Source organism: Oscillibacter sp. PEA192, assembly GCF_003574015.1.
GTDB classification, from domain to species: Bacteria; Bacillota; Clostridia; order Oscillospirales; family Oscillospiraceae; genus Oscillibacter; species Oscillibacter welbionis.
The window spans coordinates 2,395,058-2,413,687 of sequence record NZ_AP018532.1 but is presented as its reverse complement, the minus strand read 5'-3'; the positions used below and the strand labels follow the sequence as shown (position 1 = coordinate 2,413,687).

Genomic DNA, 18,630 nt, shown 5'->3' with positions numbered 1-18,630 from the left:
GATTTGTGCTATGATTGCTGTGACAGTTGCAGAGGAGGAAAAATCATGAGAGTAGTTGTTGAAAAGGATTATGAGGCAATGAGCCGGTGTGCGACTGACCTAGTGCAGAAGGCCATAGAGAAAGACCCGCAGTGCCTGGTTAGCTTTCCGGGCGGAGATACACCGGTTGGGATGCTGAGGGAGTTCGTGAGCCGCGTCAACAGCGGAATGATTGATCCAACAGGGGTGAAGTTTGTACAACTGGATGACTGGGTAGGTATCGGGCCTCAGGATGAGGGGAGCTGCTCCCACTTTGTGAACACCCAACTGCTGACTCCCATGCACCGCCCGTTTGCCGATAAGTTTCTGTTTGACGGAAGCAGGATTGCTGCCATCGATTGCCAGCTGAAAGAGCAGGATGCCTTCATCCGCCGTTATGGCCCCATTGCCGTGGAGGTGCTGGGCATTGGGATGAACGGCCATTTGGGCTTTAATGAAAACGGGGTGGACTTTTCTCTGCGTTCGCACAGAACGCCGCTGAGCGCGGTGACGAAGGCTGTACAGAAGAAGTACTTCGGTGGCCGTGAGTTACCGCTTGCTGAGGGGATCACACAGGGCATCGCTCAGATCATGGAGTCAGAGCTTGTGATTTTGCTGGCCAGCGGTGTTCAAAAGGCGGAGATCGTTTTCAAAGCCATTACCGGTCCGGTTACCAACGAACTGCCGGCCTCCATCCTCCAGAAGCACCCCAATTGTATCTGGCTTTTGGACCAGGATGCTGCAGGCCTGTTGCCAAGGGAGTTGGTGGAAATGAAAAATCCGTAAAGAGTACAGTAAACAGGCTCCGGTGGAAAACCACCGGAGCCTGTTTATTCAGTCTAATTTTGGGGGCCTGTGGAAAGCAAGCCGCTTTCCGCCAGAGAAAGCGGATGACCGAAGGCGCCATAGTGGAGACAGCAGTCTGCGGCGAAATGCGCCGCCTGTTCTGCCGCCAAAAGAGCACTACCGCCATTTTCCCAGAAAGTATATAAAAAGGCGGCAATAAAGGCATCTCCGGCACCTAAAGCATCCACAGGCTGAATAACACAGGCATCCGCTTGCCAAAACTGGCCCTGGGAGATTCCACAAGCGCCGCGAGTCCCCATAGTAAAGATTACTTGGGGGATCCCACAGTCGGCGGCATATTTTGCAAAAGTGTGGACTTCTTCCAAAGACCTTTCTCCGGCAGAGAAGAAGGCAAAACGAAGGATCGGCGCAAGTTCCGCCACGTTTGTGTGAGTAAAGCCGTCATTGGAGAAATCCATGGACAGATCTGCCCGGCGGGATAGACCGCCCAGCACCGCGTTGGAAATACCGCTGTGGATACTGGTGTGGATCACATCGAAAGCGGCGGCATATGCCAGATCTTGCGGCGTCAGGTGTAGAGAGAAAAGATTTTGCACGGTCTCTTTGCCATTATTTCCTGAGAACGTGCGGTCTCCATGGTCATCCAACACAATATAGTTACATGCGGATTTGCCCACACCAATACGGACACGGCTGACTTCCACGGATTCCTCCCTGAGGGCGGCCAGGAAATGACAACCTGGTGGATCATCTGCCAGCACTCCCAGGTAGCCTGTATATTCAGCACCGATCCGGCGGGCCAGTACGGACACATTGGCGGCGTTCCCACCGGGATAGAGTTCGTCTCGAAACAAATAGGCGTCAAATACGTTGTCACCCAGTCCCAGCAGTTTCATTATGACACCTCGTTTAAAATTTTACTACGCCCATATAGCGCCGGGAACTCATGGGATGACCGGTGAGATGGGACAACTGTAAACAGAAATCTGAGGCCAGGGAGTGAAGCACCAGAGGCGCAATATACTCTTGTAATTCCTCTGGGATTTCAGTGAGATCCAAGGCGGCGGCGTCTAAGACGGTTAACTTATCGGTGACCCGCTGCAGAAACTTCACAGCCCGCTCTTCTACCGGGCGGCAACGGCCGAGCCCTAGAAAAGCCACAACAGGGGTGTCTTTTCCAATAGCTTCGCAGGCGCCATGGAAGAGTTCTCCGGCGTGAAGAGGAGAGGAATGACGCCATACAGACTCCATAAAAGAGCAGTTGGTGAGAATATAGGCGATGCATCGGTCAAGACCAGCAGAGACCGTGTAAATGAGCTGTTCCGTGCGGTGTTTCCGGGCAAACTCCCGGGCCTGAGGAGCGAAGTCTGAAACCGCACGCTGACATACGGCCTCCAGATGTTCCATAGCGGTTTCCATGCCGGGGAGACAATTACTGCCGTTCAACAGATCCACAAGAGCAAAGGCCAGCTGGTAAACCTCCGGAAAAATGGAGAGCAGCAGAGGATAGGGATTTATCGGATCGTCATAATAGTAAATGGGAAAATCCACCACAGTCTCGATAGCGGAGCCTGGTACTGTGGTAAACGCCGCAGTAAGCGCCCCGCGTTCGTGCGCTAAACGGGCGGCGGAAACGGTCTCCGGTGTTGTGCCGCTTTGAGAATTCAAGATAACCAGGCTGTGATCTCCCAACCGGTGTGGCGGGTTATGGAAGAATTCCGCTGCATTGACAGAGGATACATGGACGGCATTCGTCTCACGATCCAGAATGTACAGAATGGGGTACAGAGTGGCCAAAGAGCCGCCACAGGCCACTACAAAGATGTCCTGAATGGAACGAGTCTCTGCCGCTCTCCGGAGCGCCGCGATCTGGTTCTTGGTGAGAGCTACTTTTTCTTCGTGCATAGTTGCATCCTCCTTAAAATTCCACAGGACGAAGTTCCCGCGCGGAGCGGTAAAGTCCTGATAGGATCTGCATTACGACTAAAGACTGCGCTGCTGTTACCAGAGGCAGCCGATGCTCCCGGATGGAAGATAAAAAATCCTCCAGTTGCGCCCGATTTGCGCTCTGCTCCTCCTCCGGCATCTGATAGCGGGTAGTGACCAAGCGGGCGCCCTGTGTGCCGCTGATTGTATAGCCGCCGGGAAAGAGCTCCGCCCCGGCGGCTGTGCCGCAGAGCGTAACGGTCTCTTCCCGGTCTTCCGGCACGTGAAGGGCCCAACTGATATCCAGACTCAGCACCGTGCCGCTTTGCAGCACAACCTGTCCAAAGGCACCGGTCTCCGTCCGGAGCATGGCGGGGTCCCAAGTGCCCCAACGGTTGGCGGGAGTAGGGGAGTCTCCCGGGCCTCGAAAGATGCCGGCGCAGCAATAGGCCGGGGAAAAATCGTTCAGCAACCACAGAGCCAGATCCAGAGCGTGAGTGCCCAGATCGATCAGACATCCGCCACCCTGGACTGCTGGGTCGAAAAAGTGCCCCCAAGTGGGGATTCCCATCCGCCGGACCATGCTGGCCCGGGCAAAGTAGAGGGAGCCGAAGGCGCCTTCCCGCAGTTGGCGGTAAAGGGCCTGAGCGGCGGGAGAGAACCGGGACTGGTGCCCCACTGTCAACAGGACGCCCATCTGTTCCGCTGTCTCGACCATCCGAACGGCATCCTCAGCGGAGATGGCCATGGGCTTTTCGCACAGCACATGCTTTCTTGCGCGCAGGGCTGCCAGGGCAATTTCTGCATGGCTGTTGTTCGGCGTACAGATACAGACGGCATCAACGTCTTCACGGGCCAAAAATTCCGCCAGATCTCGACAGACTGCGGAGCCCGGAGCACCGTATTGCTGCTGGAACTCCTCAGCCCGGCCACCATAGAAGGCCCGAAGAGAGACGCCTGACATCTCTGCCAGGTTTTTAACATATTTCCATCTGGCAACGCTGCCGCATCCGATGATGCCGACTCCGATTTCTGAGCGCATAGAAGCCTCCTGTCGTAAGCTGCAAATTTGAGTCAAACGTATCATAGAGACACAGGCAAGTCAATGGAATATCTTGTACAAATCTTAGGATGATTTTGGGCGGCAGGTCACTGCTTCGTGGGGAATGAGCCGAGAGATGCCTGCCCGGCCCGTCCAGCCAGATCACCGTTGTCAAGCCGTCTACCAGGATGGCGAAGGTGATCACGCCGTTCCTGGAGGCGGTGCTGGTGGTACTGCCCCGGCTCGTCAACCGCACAAAGATCGGTATGGATATGCGGGCTGCCTCCTGGAATTTTGAGGCCACGCAGCTGATGGCATCAAGATCAACAACATCATCTGCTCTTCACCCAACAGTGTTATACAGTTTCTTACCAGCATAAGCCGAATATAGAAACGAATTACTCTGGTGACTCTTTCTGGCCAAGTTGCCGGTAATTATTTGCGGCAAAAATAGCCCCCACAGACTGCGGAATGTCCTATCCGGAGAAATTTCGGAAGGCTTCCCCCCATTCGGCTCTGGTTTGGTTATAATTGCAACGCCCCTGAAAAACCGCTGCAAGGAGGAAACAACAATGCCTGCTCTTGACAAATTCGGCAAGGGCAGGCATTGTATTTTTCTGGAAGAGATTTTATACTGCCGGCTTGGGGCATGCCAAAGCCCACTTCGGTGGGCAGGGAGGGGCTGCAGTCATGAAGACAGTGGTCTGGAATGTCAACGGCTTTGCGCCTGCAAGCGCAAAAGCTTTTGCGCATCCCCGCCAAGTCCAAAGCAGACATTTTCTGCTGTCAGGAAATCAAGATCCGGTGTCCGCTTTCCGCTCCAGGGCGTCTCTGGTTCTGGAACCCGGCCAAACGCCCGGGGGACGCGGGCGCACTTGACACTGGCACGGAGGGAGCCAAGCCCCATGCGCTACGGCATGGGCATCGGTCCCTTTGACGATGAGGGGAGGCTGATCCTGCTTGAGTATAATGTAGCCACCTTCTGTTTTTAGGGATAGAGAAGCTGACTAACAATTATTTAAAATGAAACAAGGGAGACGCCTCCAATCCTTTATGAATTTGGCTCTGGCAGTGTGTTTACCAAGCATATTCCGGATTATTTCAGCATCTCCACGCCATAATCTGCATATGAAGCCAAAATTCTACTGCATGGGATCAGTTAAAGTGGATTCCAAAAGACAGCACACCGGATGGGAAGATATCCTCCATCATCCGGTGTACTGTGTTTTTTTAACCGGATGGTAATATGAAGACCTGCTTGAACAGTCGGGTATCCCCATAAACAAGAAAATCTTCGCAGAAAATGTCTCCATAAAACATTGTTTTCAAGGGCTTCCCCTTGTTAATGGAGTACCCAATTCTTCCGAGAGGTCATTTCGACCTGCCCATCTGTGCACAGGGCAAGGTTAAAAATATAACCGCTACTGTAAAACAGTTCATCATAGGTGCCAGAATAGATATCAATGTTTTTCTGGTGACTCCTTAAAATCCATTTACCTATTCGCCTAACAGATCCCAAATATCTCCATCATAAGGCTTGAAATCCTGTATTTTCTTTGAGCTTTCCAAGAAGGCCAGGGCATATCCGATGTGTGCCGCGACACCGGTTTTGAACTGCGATTCATCTACATCGAATTTGGCCGTATGATGACCGGATCCAGTACCCAATGTGGGATCTTTAATACCCAAATTCAAATACATACCCGGCCAAAAGCTCATTACATAGGAAAGTGTCTCTGATCCAAACTTCAATGGCCCCTGCACTACACGATCTTCTCCAAAAATCTCCGTCAATGTCTGCTTTGCAATTTCATAACAATCAGATTGATTGATAAGAGGGACTGCAATACACTCAAACTGATTATATACTGCTTCGCATTCAAAAGCATCGGCAATATTATCAATAATTCGCCGCATTGCCTTGCTGAAAGGACGGTATGCTCTTTCCAAATCAAAGTAACGAACTGTACCGGCAAAATTTAAAGTTCGTCCAATAATATTGGGCCGCTGGGACTCCGTTGACACCCTGCAAATCGAAAAGGTAATTGCATCATTTGGATCTACCGCGCGCATACGAATTTTATCCAATGCTGTTTGAATCGTCTGAAAGCAATCCACAGGATTATTGGCCCAATCCGGCCTTGAACCATGTCCGTCCTTACCCACCAATGTGATGTCAAACATCAGTCCCCCAGCCATCAACGGTCCACTTCGAATCGCAAATTTTCCTGCGGGAATATCACTGTTTAGGTGCATGCCCCAAACTCCATCAATGTCCCAATGGTTCTTTTGCAGATAATCAATGAGATACCGGAGATTGCCGCCCCCTTCTTCACCGCGTTCAAACATGAGCACAATTCGCCCAGGAAAATCCCGACGGGCTGCAAGAATCTTCCCCACAGTGACCAGCATGGCTGCATGGCAGTCATGGCCGCACACATGGGACACGCCGGGGATCTTGCTGACACATTCTTTCTTGCGCAAAAGATTGCACGGATCCTCCTGAACAGGAAGTGCATCCACGTCCGCCCGCAAAAGCACGGTTTTGCCAGGAGCATCTCCCTCGATTACCGCTAAAACACCACCATCTTGCACTTCGATGGGAGAGAGTCCCACAGCACGTAACTCAGTACAAATACGAGCAATTGTTTGAGTTTCCTGCCCGGACAATTCAGGGGATTCATGGAAATCCCTGCGCAGAGCGATGCAAAAATCTTCCCATTTTTTTGCAGCATTCAGAATTTCTTCTTTTGTCATCATAGATCGTGATCTCCTTTTCATTTAGAAAGGCCCATAGTTCATTAACTGTGCAATAAAAAGAAGCGCCATGGCCAAGGCATTCCAAAGCAGGAATAGCTTCCAGAAGTATTTAAACCATTTTCCGTAGGAGATGCTGGTAGCACCAATAAATCCCATCAGCGGAGCAGAATGCGGAAGGATCCAGTTGGAAAAGCCATCGCCGAAATTGAAGGCCAGCACAGCGGTTTGACGAGTCAGCCCCACCAAATCCGCAACAGGGATGAACACCGGCATAACTGCGGCAGCCTGCCCGCTTCCAGAAATAATGAAAACATTGACAACCGTATTGGCAATCAGCATAGCCGGCCCCCGCAGCAACGTGGGAAGCCCGTTCAAAATCGCAGCGCAGCCGTAAATAACGGTGTCCAGAACCAGCGCCTCATCCAGAATCATGCTAATACTGCGGGAAAGCCCCAGTACCAGAGCTGCGGCCAGCATCCCCTTGGCTCCTCGCACAAAGACCCGGACTGTCTCATTGGGATTGAACTTACCAACAATCGCAAGAATCACGCTCATGCACAGATAGATCTGCATATGAACTCGATTGCCCCAGTTCAGGCGAAGGCTGCCATAGATGATCAGGCACAAGCCTAAAATAAAAATCACCAGAATAGCGATCTGTTGAGCCGAAAGATCGGTGTCATAGTGCTTTTCTACTTCTTGATTCTTCTGCACCTGCTCAAGATCGTAAACATAGCTCTTTGAGGGATCCAACCGAACTTTTTTAGCATACCGAGCAATAAAGAGGGCTGTAACAATCCACAAAACAAGCATGCAGATTATCCGGTAAGACAGGCCGGAATACAGCGGCAGTTCTGCAATTCCCTGGGCAACGCCTGTGGTAAAGGGAGTGATCGGTCCAGCAGCAGCACCCACAGCACCTCCTAGCAGCACCAGAGAGACGCCCACAAGCGCATCATAGCCCATGGCCCGGGCGATCATGACAAAAATGGGCGCAAATCCGATGAAAGACACTACACCGCCAGCAGGAGCTGCGATCACGGCAAACACCAGCGTAAAGACCAGTATAAACGCCATGTCCCGCACTTTCCATTTGGCCATTCTGGCTATGATCGCCTGAAGCACTCCGGTGTGCATTACGATTTCATAGCAGCCACCGATCGTCAGCAGGAAGAAAATCATTTCCGCTTGTGCAATCGTACCCTCTACAATAAAGTGTGGAATACGCAGGAGACTGATTTTTTCGCTTTCAATATAATGGAAAGAGTTTGGATCAACGATCTGCCGTCCGCTGGCATCTAAAATACGGTCGTATTGACCCGAAGGAATAAACCAAGTCACGATGACACACAGTATGATGACTCCAAGGACGATCAACATGCCGTCCGGAAAAGCAGGCTTTCGACGAATGGAATTTTTGGGTTGCATAGTGAATCTCCTTTCTTTTATCTCATCCGTTTACGGAACAGGAAATCGTGGAGAAACACCGTTCAGAACGGCGAAAAGATCTTCCACTACCGTAATCCCCATACGATAAAGCGCCTCCTCCGTATTGGCTCCTATATGCGGAGTGGGCAGAAAATTGGGTAAAGACATCAGCGGCATATCCACACCGGGAGGCTCGACGGCAAAAACATCACTTGCTGCCGCAGCCAGCTCATTACGGGACAGCGCTTCATAGAGCGCCACCTCATCTACAATCCCGCCACGTGCCGTATTGACCAGAATTGCAGTGGGGCGACAGACGCCCAGTTCCGCGGAGCCGATCATACCACGGGTGCTGTCATTGAGGGGCACGCTGATGTTGATCAAATCTCCCGCCCTCAGCGCTTCTTTCAAACAATCTGCTTTCTCAATGTCGAGCGTAGCCATTTTTTCCCGGGAAACATATGGGTCATATCCCACAAGGTGGCAGTGAAAACCGACTCCTAGAATCTGTGCAACCTGCTGTGCAATGTGTCCAAGGCCGATCAGGGCCACTGTCTTTCCGCTCAACTCAGTGCCCGTCAGCTCAGGGGGCGCGATCCTGGTGCACTCTCCGGAACGTATCAATTTTTGAGCGGAAACCAGCTTTCGGGCCAACGCAAGGAAAAGAGATACCGCCAGTTCAGCCACCGAGTTGACATTCGCCAAAGGAGTATAGACAACAGCAATCCCTCTCTCCTTCGCAGATGCAATGTCAATATTGTCGTACCCGATCCCGTGCTTTCCGATCACGCGCAGCTGCTTCGCTCGATTTAAAAAATCAGGTCCAATTTTTGTTGTCCGCACCAATGCCGCGCTGACAGCCGGGACATCCTCCCATTCGGAGACAACTTCAGCCCGTGACCGCAGCAGTTCCATTGCTGCCGGATGTATGGGTTCGTTGACAAAAATTTTCATTTGGATACCTCATAAATATTCACATTTCAATTCTGCCAGCTTCTCGTCCACCCAGGGGCGGATATATGTACTATGCTGCTTCATCTCACTGAGAGTGCGGGACTCGTTGGCCATGAGCTTTTCGACCTGCTCCAAAATCTCCTCCGCATCCTCCGGACGTATTACAACAATTCCGTCGCCGTCTCCTGCAAGAATATCACCAGGACGAATAACCTGTCCACCTACAACAACTGCTCCACCGATTTCACCTGGCCCGTTCTTGTAGGGGCCATTGGGCGTAACTCCCCTTGCATATATGGGGAAATTCATCGCCCGAATGGCGTCTGCGTCCCGGATACAGCCGTCCACCACAATGCCGGAAGCACCCCGTATTTTACAGTAACTTACCATCAGCTCCCCCAATATAGAGCGTTCTTCGCAGCCGAAAGCATCAATCACAAAAACGTCTCCTGGCTGAGCCATATCCATGGCCTTATGGAACATCAGATTGTCCCCCGCCGGGACTCTTACAGTAAATGCCTGCCCTAACAGCCGGCGCGGGCCATAGGGCCTGATGGCGGAGGAGAGCGCTGCTGTACGTCCCATGCAGTCGTCAAGATTCGCAACCGGGATATTGCGAAACCGTTCCACCAGACCGGGATCTGTACGTGCGGGATGCGTGTGGATTCTGCAACCAACGGATACCATGAAAATTCCCCCTTTTCTTCAAAGCAATTCACAATCGCTTTAAACAAGTATAAAGCAATTTACATGCCATATCCATATAAGAAAATCCAGCCGATTTCTACCGAAAAAAGGCAAAAATCGGCTGGAACAGTTGCATCATGCAATGGGGACTGTGCATTATGCAATCATCAAAGAGGAATTTCTGTATCAAAATCCCGTAGTTTCCGCCACAAAGTTGAGGGGTGAATACCCAGCAGCTGCGCAGCAGCTGTACGGCTGCCTCCCGTCTGATCCAATGCCTTTCGAATCAGATTGGATTCCGCTTCCTCCAGGGTAGGGAAATGGCCCTCCCTAGAAACAGGCAGCTCTTTTGTGGCCTCATTCTGCGCAAGGGCGCGGGCGTTCTCCCCCGTAATAAGCGGCGGATCAGACAAAATCATCAGGCGTTCAATAAAGTTGGACAGCTGACGAATATTCCCCGGCCATTCTAGGCTTTGGAGAACTTCCAGCGCCTCAGGAGCAAATCCCGTAACGTGTGTATTCAGGGCCTTGTTCTTGTTCTGTAAAAGGGACTGTGCCAGTAGCGGAATATCCTCTCTGCGCCAGGACAAAGGCGGAACCTTTAATTCCAGTACGCTCAGCCGGTAATAGAGGTCTGCCCGGAATGCCCCCTGCTGCACAAGAGTCCTCAGATCCCGATTGCTGGCAGCAAGGATCCGAATATCAACGGGTATCACTTTGTCATCACCGATCCGGACTACCTGACGTTCTTGGATCACCCGAAGCAGACGCGCCTGCATGTTGGGTGGGATCTCACTGATTTCATCCAAGAAAATAGTACCTCCATTTGCTGCTTCAAATAAACCGGTTTTCCCGTTGCTGCGGGCGCCTGTAAATGCACCTTTTACATAGCCGAACAGCTCACTTTCCAGCAACTGTTCCGGTAAGGCAGCACAGTTAATCGCCAGAAAAGGTTCGTTGCGGCGAGGACTCGCATTGTGGATCCCCTGGGCAAACAACTCTTTCCCGGTGCCCGTCTCTCCCAGGATCAAAACCGTGCTGTTGTACTGAGAAAAGCGGCGCGCCATTTGCCGGGCCTGAGAAATAGCCTCCGATTTGCCAATAATATTGGAAAGGCGCCATGTGGCAACATGGCCGTTCAACTCATGAATGCGTTTGGCAGAGCGTTCCAGCATCCGAATATCCGCCATGTCGTGAATGGAGAGTAATATGCCAACAGATTTTCCATCCAGTTGGATCGTGTTGCGCTGCAAAACGACCGGATGGGCCTCCGGATCAGCCAGACCACTTTCATTGGTAAGAGAATCTACAATATGACGATTCGCCAGCAGCTGGTCGGCATTCTGCCCGCAGGCTTCCTCATTTACAGTGCCAATAATGCGCTCTGCAGAGGCGTTGAGCTGTGAAATGATCCCGTCGCGGTCCGTAATAATAAGCCCTTCTTGCGTATAATTCATAACAGCGTGTATTAGCTGATCGTTTTCCGCGCGGTGTACTACAAAATCCAGCAAAGAACGCGCAGTCTGTATGGAAAACTCAACCATTTTTTCATCAACGTCAAACAAAATCCCGATTTTCCCGTTGATTCGCGCCTGCTTCACGCCAGGCGTGGACGAAATGACCACGTCAAAATCGCCTTGGTCAAGATATTCTTGAACCTGCTCTTCAAAGGGGCGGTCGAGAGACAGCACAGCCGCCTGAATAGAATGGGTTGGATTTTGAAACAACTCCAGACTGCGCTGGACAAAATAATTAACATAGGTACTGGCAACTATGAGAATCTTATCGGAAAAAGCAAGTCCCTCCTGAATGGCTCTGGCAAACTCCGTATTTGTAAAAAGCAGTTCCAGAACAGGCACAGAAAGATGCTTGCGCAAATACAGAGCCGTCAGTCCGGTGCTGACAATCACCCGGCTCCCCTGAGCGATCATCCGCTTCGCAATTTCCAAAGCTCCGGACATGGTTCCATAATATACCGGATAGTTAACATCACAACGCTGCATAACCCGTTGGACAGTTTCAATAATCCGGTCATTCGGAATAATATAAAGGACAGAAATATCCATCGCAAATGCACCTCTTTGAATAAAATATCAAGCTGTCTACCAAAAGGGAAGTTTGAATTTTACCATGGAAAGTTCAGTAATATATGGAATTGTTCATGCCATATTCCCGCATATAGATTCTGCATTTCGTATTCCCAAGAATAGATACGGTCTCCTTCTTTATCGTATTGAGGTTCAACATTATCAAAACATTTTCCTGTGTCTGCGGCAGCCTCGTCTAAAAGATATGCGATTAAGCCAACGATCTCTGTAGTGTCTTGCAGTTCTTTTCCGTAATGGCTCTGTTATTGCTTCTGGTACATATGGCGCATATTGTGAAGTATCGAGTAGTTTGCACTTAAGTAGTCTCTAAAATGGTTGAATCCCGTTTTATATTGTGCGCAAGATCAAATCTGTTTCCAATGACAAAAAGGTTGCGCATACTTTGCTCCTTTGAATTTCTCCATACATCTGTTATTAACTGATCCTTATTGCTATATAGCAAAGCAGATATCGGAAATTCTTAATTTTAACAGGTGTGGTGTATATTGCTTTTTATTATATCATCAACAATGGCCCTGCTGACAAGAACGCAAGAAAAAATTCTTTTTTAACCTGTAATTAACAAAAAAGAGCACCGCAATCGAATTGCTCTAATTCGATTGTGGTGTTCTCAATTTACCTGCTCAAAGATTTAAATTCGGCATTTTTCTATGCGGAAACACCCTGCTGCTCCGCATGGAAGTCTTCTGCTGCCCTATAAAGAAAGAGTGCCACAAACAGTTCCTCTATCCATTTTGAATCCTAATTCCTATGCTTTTGAAAATGGAGGGAAACACCGCCACAGCCTGAAAGCTTAGTTTGCAGGGCTGGGCATAGCCTTTGCAGAGCCTGTTGCAGTTGTCAGCCATCATCTATGTGTTTTCCTAACAGAGAGCGGTTTCTGGGATTTTATCGATGCAAGTTTTAGTTGATAATTTCCATGTAATTAGGTATGATGGAAAAGAACCATCCGACCTTGTGGTTTGAAGAGAAGCAACTAACCATATAAAAGTATCACAAGCAACTTACACTATACGCGTGGAATCATGCGTGATGTAGGCGGAAGTTTTTGGAGATGCACACGAATCAGTTAAAGATAACTTTGATTCTATATAAAAAATGGATTTTGCCTGTGGAGGAAACCACATCTGGGGGTAGATGTGGCTTCTTTCTTGCGGCCTTTTCACGCCCTGCGTCAGCCTGTCCAAGTGACAGGGTGTCGCGGGGCGTCTTTCTGTCTTTGGAAAGGAGTCAACGAATATGAGCCTGAAATACGCCTGCCCCGGCTGTGGGACCTCTTTGGGCTATGAGGGATTGTGCTGGAAATGTAAGTGCGAGCAGGATCGGCAAGCTGCTCTTGCCTGGACGCCGGAACAAATTGGCGAAAAGCAGAAAAATCTCATTCAGAACATCCAGAGGCTGGCGGAGATGGAGGACCCGGAGTTCACCGACTTCTGGCAGCTGCTGGGGGACCGGGATGCCATCGCCCCGGAGATCCAGCGGGCGGCACTGGCCGCAGAGGTGTTCTGGCCCTGTGAGATCTATTATCACGCTCCCGCCGATGTGCGGGATGGCCTGATTCATGCGCTGTTGTCCGCGGAATATTCCAGCGAGGCCTCCAACCTGATGAGTTGCCTTGCTATGCAGGGAGATGACAAGGCAATGGAGACGCTGCTGGAGCTGGAGCGAAATCCCCGGCCCTGGCGCAAGGGCCTCTATGTGGACCCATCCAGCTATGCGCAGATCGGAGGCTGGACCTTCAACAAGGAGGGCCAGAAAATCCAGCTCAACTTCGACACCTGCTATCCTATGGTCAAGGGAACCGCTGGCGAGAAATCTCCCGTCCGCATTGGCCGGGCGCGGGAGGACACCTGTCCCCACTGCGGCGGGCGTATGGTGGACATGCTGGTATTGGATGGCAGGGATGAGCGGCTCCGGTTCCTGGGGCTGGATGGTATCCTGACCGCCACCTGCTGCCCCAGCTGCGTGGGATTCCTGAAAGGCCCCGCCTTCAACCGCTTTTCTCTGGATGGCGGCGTGGAGGTCTTTCCCTCCGAACTCTTTGACGGGGCGGAGAAGATGGACTGCTATGTCAGTCCCGAGGACTACAAGGCCCTCACCGAAAATCCCTTTGTACTGGGCAAAGCGCCTGTGCCCCTGTTTTACGGCGCGGCCTGTGAGGATGTGAACACCATCGGCGGCTTTGCCAACTGGGTGCAGGACGCGGAATATACGACCTGCCCCCACTGTGGGAAGCCCATGAAGTACCTGGCCCAGATCCAGTGGGATACGGTGTTTGACTGTGCAGAGGGCGCGCTTTATGTGGAGTTCTGCCCGGACTGCCAGATCGTATCCATGCAGCACCAGCAGACCTGAGGGGAGAACCTATATGAGTTTGCCAAAGCGTGACGGCGTACATGGCCGTTATTATCTGATCCATAAGCCGGATACTGACCCTGAGGTGCTGGTGGAAGCGGATCTCTGCATTCAGGATGTGCTGAGCGGCGCCGCCCGTGAAAATCACGCCGCCTACCCGACCGTGGTGCGAAATCATAACGGAACGCCCTTTCTCCCCAATCAGCTGCTGGAGCGGCATCTTTCCCGGCTGCCGCTGAAGGAATTTCCCTGCGAGGATGCGGTTTCCATCTGCGACGCCATGCGGCGGCTGGTGGGCTGGGAAGAGATCCGCTATGAGTTGGAGAAGTACATAGAAAAGCAGGTGCAGGAACGCTGCTTCCTTGTGGGAGAGCGGGAAGATGGCTTTACCGTCTTTCCGCCCTGCGCAGTGCGGCCGGAATTGCGTCCGGAGGATGTGGACGAAGGATTGCTGCGCTTTGCCTGCTATGTGGCTGTCTGCCATACCGTGTATGGGCAGAGTTTTGAATCCCTCACCACCGAACACATTTTCGGCTTGGTTTCCCAAATCCGTCCCGACATGGTAAAGAAACTGAAAACCAACGGCAGCGGCAAATTGCCAAAGGACATCCAACAACGTAAGACGGTGCATTTCACCGCATCGGCCAATGACGCCTTTGCCACCATCCGCATCACCGCCAGGGACTCCACGGAGGAGTGCTATGCTGAAATCCTGGACTACCTGTGCGCGGTGCTGGAGCAGGAGGAATTCCCCCGCAGTTACTCGGTGGAGTGCAGAGGAAAGGAGAAAATCTATCTGCCCATTCCCGGCTTGCCCAAGAAGGGAGTCAATCAGCTCTTTGCCTGCGCTGTGCAACACCCCAATCTGCATCCGGCTATAGAGCGATACGCTCGTCTGGCTATGCGGGAGTATGAGTGGTACCAAAACCTCGCGGATGAAGCCTGCGCCATGCCCGGCTCTTTTGCTGTGTTCGCTCTGGGGCTGGAAGGAGAACAGTGGGCGCCGCTGGTGGCGGAGTATCTGGATCTCTGCGATGACGAGCACTCCTCCCTGCAAGAGAAATTCCTTCATGCCTTGATCCGGAAGTTTGGTTTCCAACCATGGACACTGGGCGTATTGGTACGGGGCGCATTGTCCATGCAGAATCTAAAGCCTGCAAAGGAGTTCCGCAGCCTGATTGCCAACGCGGAAAGCCTGGATGCGCTGCTGACAGTCAAGCGCCGCTTTTCCGCGTATCTCCTGCCGGAAGAGGACAAGGACCCGAAATTCCGGGCCATCGCTTGGCAGAGCCTGCTCTGGGCCATCTGGGGCCCGTCCTCTGAAAACGGCGGCAGCAAGGTCATCAAGACGGTGCCAAAGGAACTGAAAGAGAAATACCAGCAGGTATTTGCGTAAGGAGAACGTCATGAAAAAGAGAACGGTCAAGGACTTTATTGCCCTGTACGCCCAGGAAGATGGGGAAAAGCTGGTGCTGATCCAGAGCGGTACCAGCGCGGACAAAACCTTTCTGGATACTTTCTGGACGGCGCATACCCATGCCCTTGCCATGGCGGATGTCCAGACCGGACAGGTGATCTCCGGCCGATGCTACCTGAGCTGGCCGCTGACGGACAAGGAGCGGGAATCCGGCGGCTATTCCAAGCGGTTTGCCAAGGGCCGGATTTACCGGATCAAAGCCCGCGGCTGGAAAGGCGATGCCCTCAGCGAACCTCAGTGGTATGTCACGGAGATACTGGAGGAAGGCGTACCCTGTCCGGCACTGGAGGAGCTCTGGGCGGAATACACAAAGCCCATTCTTCTGGAGGACGAGGTGCTGGGAACCCTCACGCTGGATCGTGAAATGAGTATGTTCACCGGGACCTGCCGGTGGATGGGAAAAGAAGTCCAGATCTCGCTGGATGTGGAGATTGAAAAGAAAGCGTCCTGGACCCGCGCCACCAATGTGATGAAGAAACTGCTGGCAGATCAGGAAGTCTGGGATAAGTCCCTGCGGGCGATGGCTGCCCAGAAGCTCACCGCTCAGGCCAACGAATGGCTGGCGGACAATGACCAGACCGACCGGGACCCGGAGAAAGATCCCATCACCGGGGATGAGTTCGCCCGGCGCATCATTCTCACTGAGTTTTCGGTCTCCCCCGGCGGGCGTTTTACCGCTTGGTATGAGGACGATGATATGTTCTGGGGCCATGTGGTCACTGTGGATGGAACACTGAAAAAAGGCCCCATTGGTGCGGATATACAGGGGTGATACGGGAAAGGCGGTGAAGTCATGAATCAGGCGGAGACAGCAAAGCTGTCGGAGCTGCTTGAACAGTGGAATGATGCGGACGAGTTCTCCCGATGTATTGAGGCCATCGAAGCTATCCCGGAGCAGGAGCGGGGTTATTTTCTGACCGTCAAGCTGAGCCGGGCTTACAGCAATCTGGCGGTGCTGGGGGATCATAGAGCGCATGGGACCGACGGTGCAGTGGACGGGGCTCTCATCCGGCACGCCATTGACCTGTTGGAGTCCGTCTGCACCCAGGGGGAGAACGACCCCTACTGGAACGCCAGGATGGGCTATTCCTGTCTGATGGCATACCCCTCCGCCGCCACCGCCTATGAATACGCAAAACACTGGCTGGACCTGGCCCCGGAGGACCCGAATGCCCAAAAGCTGGTCCGGGACTGCGAGGAATATCTGGAGGAGGAAAAAGCCTTGGAGATAGATCAGAAAGAGCGGGAGGAGATTATCCGGCGGGAAACTCCCGATGATGGAAAGAGGGTTATATGTAAATGAACAGCGGGCAGATTACGGCTTTTTTACAGGAGCATTGGTATATTGCCTCGGTAATCATCGGTGCAGTGATTTTGATCGGAGCGATCCGCAACTGGAACTGGCTCTGCGACCCCACCGGTACGCGGGATGCCCACCGCCACGGCAGGGGATACCGGCGGGTGGTTTTCTTTTTGTTGGGTGTCCTCCTGATCGTGGTGAGTATCTGGGGATTTGTGCTGAAATTGAAATAGGAGGAGAACGGCTATGATGCCTGAAAAATATCCCACCTGGCTGGAAGGCCATGTGAAAGAGTGGACGGAGAAGCGTCTGCCCACCGTGACACTCTGTTCCTCCACCGGCAAGGAACTGCTGGAGGTTTGGTATTGCGGAGATCTGCTCACGGTGAAGGGAGAGCCCCAATCCTATATCGTAGATGGGGATGAGGTCCCCGGACTGGTGGCAGCCCGTGATCCGGAGAGCGGCGAGGAGTTCGTCATCTTTGACGGTGGGCGGCATGGCTACGACAATCTGTTCTGCGATGTACACGATCCATCCAAGCTGGAGCACCGTCCCCTCAAGCGGTATGGGATCCCTGCCTCCAAGCTGGTGGTGGAGCTGGGTTACAGCGTTGACTATGAGGACGAAAAAGAGGACTTCGAACCGGATGGGGCGGATACCGTGGAACTGATCAACGGTGAGCGGATGCCTTGGGAGCAGGTCAGGCGGGACGGCATTGATTATATCGCCCTTTACTATGTGAACGAGGAAGGGAAGCAAGTCCAGATTTTGGACGCAGAGCTGGCATGAGTATGGTGATTCAATCCTTTGACCATCTGCACGACAACAGGGTCCTGTGCTATTGCGCTGACTTTGAAGCCCATATCCTGCATGTGGATACCCGGACTGAGGCCGGAGAGAACGTATCCGTTCACTTCACCGGCCTGCTGGCCCACTGGTTTGAGAATGTGATCCGGGACAACATCCTCTTCGGCATGGATGAGATCACCGTGGACGGCTTTTTTGAACAGTACAAAGACCTGCTGGGCGGGGCCGTCTCTTACGGCTTTCCCGCCTGTTGCAGCATCGAGGAACTGCGGGAGCGCATGGATCGGGAGCACATCCGGGTATTTGTCATCGACGCTTCCCTTGGGCTGTGCGGATTTGTACTGGCACAGGAGGTGGAGCTGAAATGTCCATAACTGCCTATCAAGTGGAAGCCGTCGGCCATGACCGGACCGGCCGGGACTTCGGCTATGTGAATATCATGTACCGCTATGGTGATAAGAAATCCTGTCCCCGGCCGGATCAATGTGAAAAGCTGGAGGTCATGTGGGCGGACGAGAGCGTCTACGGGCCGCCCGCCCCCGGCAGCAAGGTGGGAGACTTTATCCAGACCTGGCTGGTGGGCTCCTGGAACTGCGGGGTGTTTACCCACCGGGAGATTGCCCAGCGGCTCATAGATACCTTCACTGGTCTGAAGCTCAAGGAACTGGCGTGGTTTGAGAACCCCAGAGAGAAGACGCTGAAAAACGGCAAACCACGTGTGCGCCGGGCCAAGTGGCTGCCGGAGCGAGAGGTCGATCTGGTGTATCTCTACTCCGACTACTATATTGACGCAAGAGAACCTGCTTCTGCCCAAACCCATTTCTTCACCGTCACAAGGATGGACGCCTGGGGCGTGAGCACCTGGTTCATGTGTACCCCGGAGGCCGCCGAAAAACTGATTGCTATGGATTATGACAATCTGGCCGTAAAGGAAACCACCATTGTAGGATAGAGAAAGTAG

At 52.4% G+C, this 18,630-nt stretch carries 17 protein-coding genes; 9 read left to right on the top strand and 8 right to left on the bottom strand.

The genetic code is table 11. The features are described 5' to 3' along the window. Window positions 1–45 precede the first annotated feature (45 nt). A complete protein-coding gene (locus tag DN611_RS12050) occupies window positions 46–804 on the top strand; it encodes a glucosamine-6-phosphate deaminase (protein ID WP_025544214.1) in 759 nt (252 codons plus the stop codon). A gap of 53 nt (window positions 805–857) precedes the next feature. Here DN611_RS12050 and DN611_RS12045 read toward each other — a convergent pair whose 3' ends face one another. The 8 genes from DN611_RS12045 to DN611_RS12010 form a co-directional block, all read right to left on the bottom strand. Continuing rightward, the gene (locus tag DN611_RS12045) at window positions 858–1,721 is read right to left on the bottom strand and encodes a PfkB family carbohydrate kinase (RefSeq protein ID WP_025544213.1); all 864 of its coding nucleotides are present in this window, start codon (window positions 1,719–1,721) and stop codon (window positions 858–860) included. Window positions 1,722–1,734: 13 nt separating this feature from the next. Then, on the bottom strand, window positions 1,735–2,730 hold the full coding sequence (locus DN611_RS12040; protein ID WP_119311465.1) for an SIS domain-containing protein: 996 nt from the start codon (window positions 2,728–2,730) through the stop codon (window positions 1,735–1,737). A 13-nt stretch (window positions 2,731–2,743) separates the two neighbouring features. Further along, window positions 2,744–3,793 carry a Gfo/Idh/MocA family protein gene (locus DN611_RS12035; protein WP_158629692.1) on the bottom strand — a complete coding sequence of 350 codons (1,050 nt, stop codon included), beginning with the start codon at window positions 3,791–3,793 and terminating at the stop codon, window positions 2,744–2,746. A 1,497-nt stretch (window positions 3,794–5,290) separates the two neighbouring features. Next, the gene (locus tag DN611_RS12030) at window positions 5,291–6,553 is read right to left on the bottom strand and encodes an amidohydrolase (protein WP_025544210.1); all 1,263 of its coding nucleotides are present in this window, start codon (window positions 6,551–6,553) and stop codon (window positions 5,291–5,293) included. A 21-nt stretch (window positions 6,554–6,574) separates the two neighbouring features. Then, window positions 6,575–7,981: a YfcC family protein gene (locus DN611_RS12025; protein WP_119311463.1), complete on the bottom strand. Its 1,407-nt coding sequence runs from the start codon at window positions 7,979–7,981 to the stop codon at window positions 6,575–6,577. Between the two features lie 30 nt (window positions 7,982–8,011). Continuing rightward, complete coding sequence (locus DN611_RS12020) at window positions 8,012–8,935, bottom strand: hydroxyacid dehydrogenase (RefSeq protein WP_025544209.1); 924 nt, start codon at window positions 8,933–8,935, stop codon at window positions 8,012–8,014. Between the two features lie 9 nt (window positions 8,936–8,944). Next, on the bottom strand, window positions 8,945–9,622 hold the full coding sequence (locus tag DN611_RS12015) for an RraA family protein (protein WP_025544208.1): 678 nt from the start codon (window positions 9,620–9,622) through the stop codon (window positions 8,945–8,947). A 167-nt stretch (window positions 9,623–9,789) separates the two neighbouring features. Beyond that, the gene (locus DN611_RS12010) at window positions 9,790–11,688 is read right to left on the bottom strand and encodes a sigma-54-dependent Fis family transcriptional regulator (RefSeq protein WP_025544207.1); all 1,899 of its coding nucleotides are present in this window, start codon (window positions 11,686–11,688) and stop codon (window positions 9,790–9,792) included. 1,281 nt (window positions 11,689–12,969) lie between these two features. On the opposite strand from DN611_RS12010, the gene DN611_RS12000 reads away from it, so the two are divergent. Genes DN611_RS12000 through DN611_RS11965 form a run of 8 tightly spaced genes read left to right on the top strand, consistent with a single transcriptional unit; the run spans window position 12,970 to window position 18,621 of the window. Further along, window positions 12,970–14,085: a hypothetical protein gene (locus DN611_RS12000; RefSeq protein WP_119311462.1), complete on the top strand. Its 1,116-nt coding sequence runs from the start codon at window positions 12,970–12,972 to the stop codon at window positions 14,083–14,085. Between the two features lie 13 nt (window positions 14,086–14,098). Then, window positions 14,099–15,481: a DUF6138 family protein gene (locus DN611_RS11995; RefSeq protein WP_119311461.1), complete on the top strand. Its 1,383-nt coding sequence runs from the start codon at window positions 14,099–14,101 to the stop codon at window positions 15,479–15,481. Window positions 15,482–15,491: 10 nt separating this feature from the next. Beyond that, window positions 15,492–16,334, top strand: a complete 843-nt coding sequence (locus DN611_RS11990; protein WP_025543907.1) for a DUF2262 domain-containing protein — start codon at window positions 15,492–15,494, stop codon at window positions 16,332–16,334. A 21-nt stretch (window positions 16,335–16,355) separates the two neighbouring features. Next, window positions 16,356–16,865 carry a hypothetical protein gene (locus DN611_RS11985; RefSeq protein ID WP_119311460.1) on the top strand — a complete coding sequence of 170 codons (510 nt, stop codon included), beginning with the start codon at window positions 16,356–16,358 and terminating at the stop codon, window positions 16,863–16,865. Then, window positions 16,862–17,095 (top strand): Imm17 family immunity protein, encoded by a 234-nt coding sequence (locus tag DN611_RS11980; protein ID WP_021747696.1) that lies wholly within the window; start codon window positions 16,862–16,864, stop codon window positions 17,093–17,095. The genes DN611_RS11985 and DN611_RS11980 overlap by 4 nt, the downstream gene beginning before the upstream one ends. Before the next feature lie 13 nt (window positions 17,096–17,108). Then, window positions 17,109–17,651, top strand: coding sequence for a hypothetical protein (locus tag DN611_RS11975; protein WP_119311459.1), 543 nt, complete (start codon window positions 17,109–17,111; stop codon window positions 17,649–17,651). Next, complete coding sequence (locus DN611_RS11970; protein ID WP_119311458.1) at window positions 17,648–18,043, top strand: hypothetical protein; 396 nt, start codon at window positions 17,648–17,650, stop codon at window positions 18,041–18,043. Before DN611_RS11975 ends, DN611_RS11970 begins: the two co-directional genes overlap by 4 nt. Further along, window positions 18,034–18,621, top strand: coding sequence for a hypothetical protein (locus tag DN611_RS11965; protein WP_119311457.1), 588 nt, complete (start codon window positions 18,034–18,036; stop codon window positions 18,619–18,621). The genes DN611_RS11970 and DN611_RS11965 overlap by 10 nt, the downstream gene beginning before the upstream one ends. The last annotated feature ends 9 nt before the right edge of the window (window positions 18,622–18,630 follow it).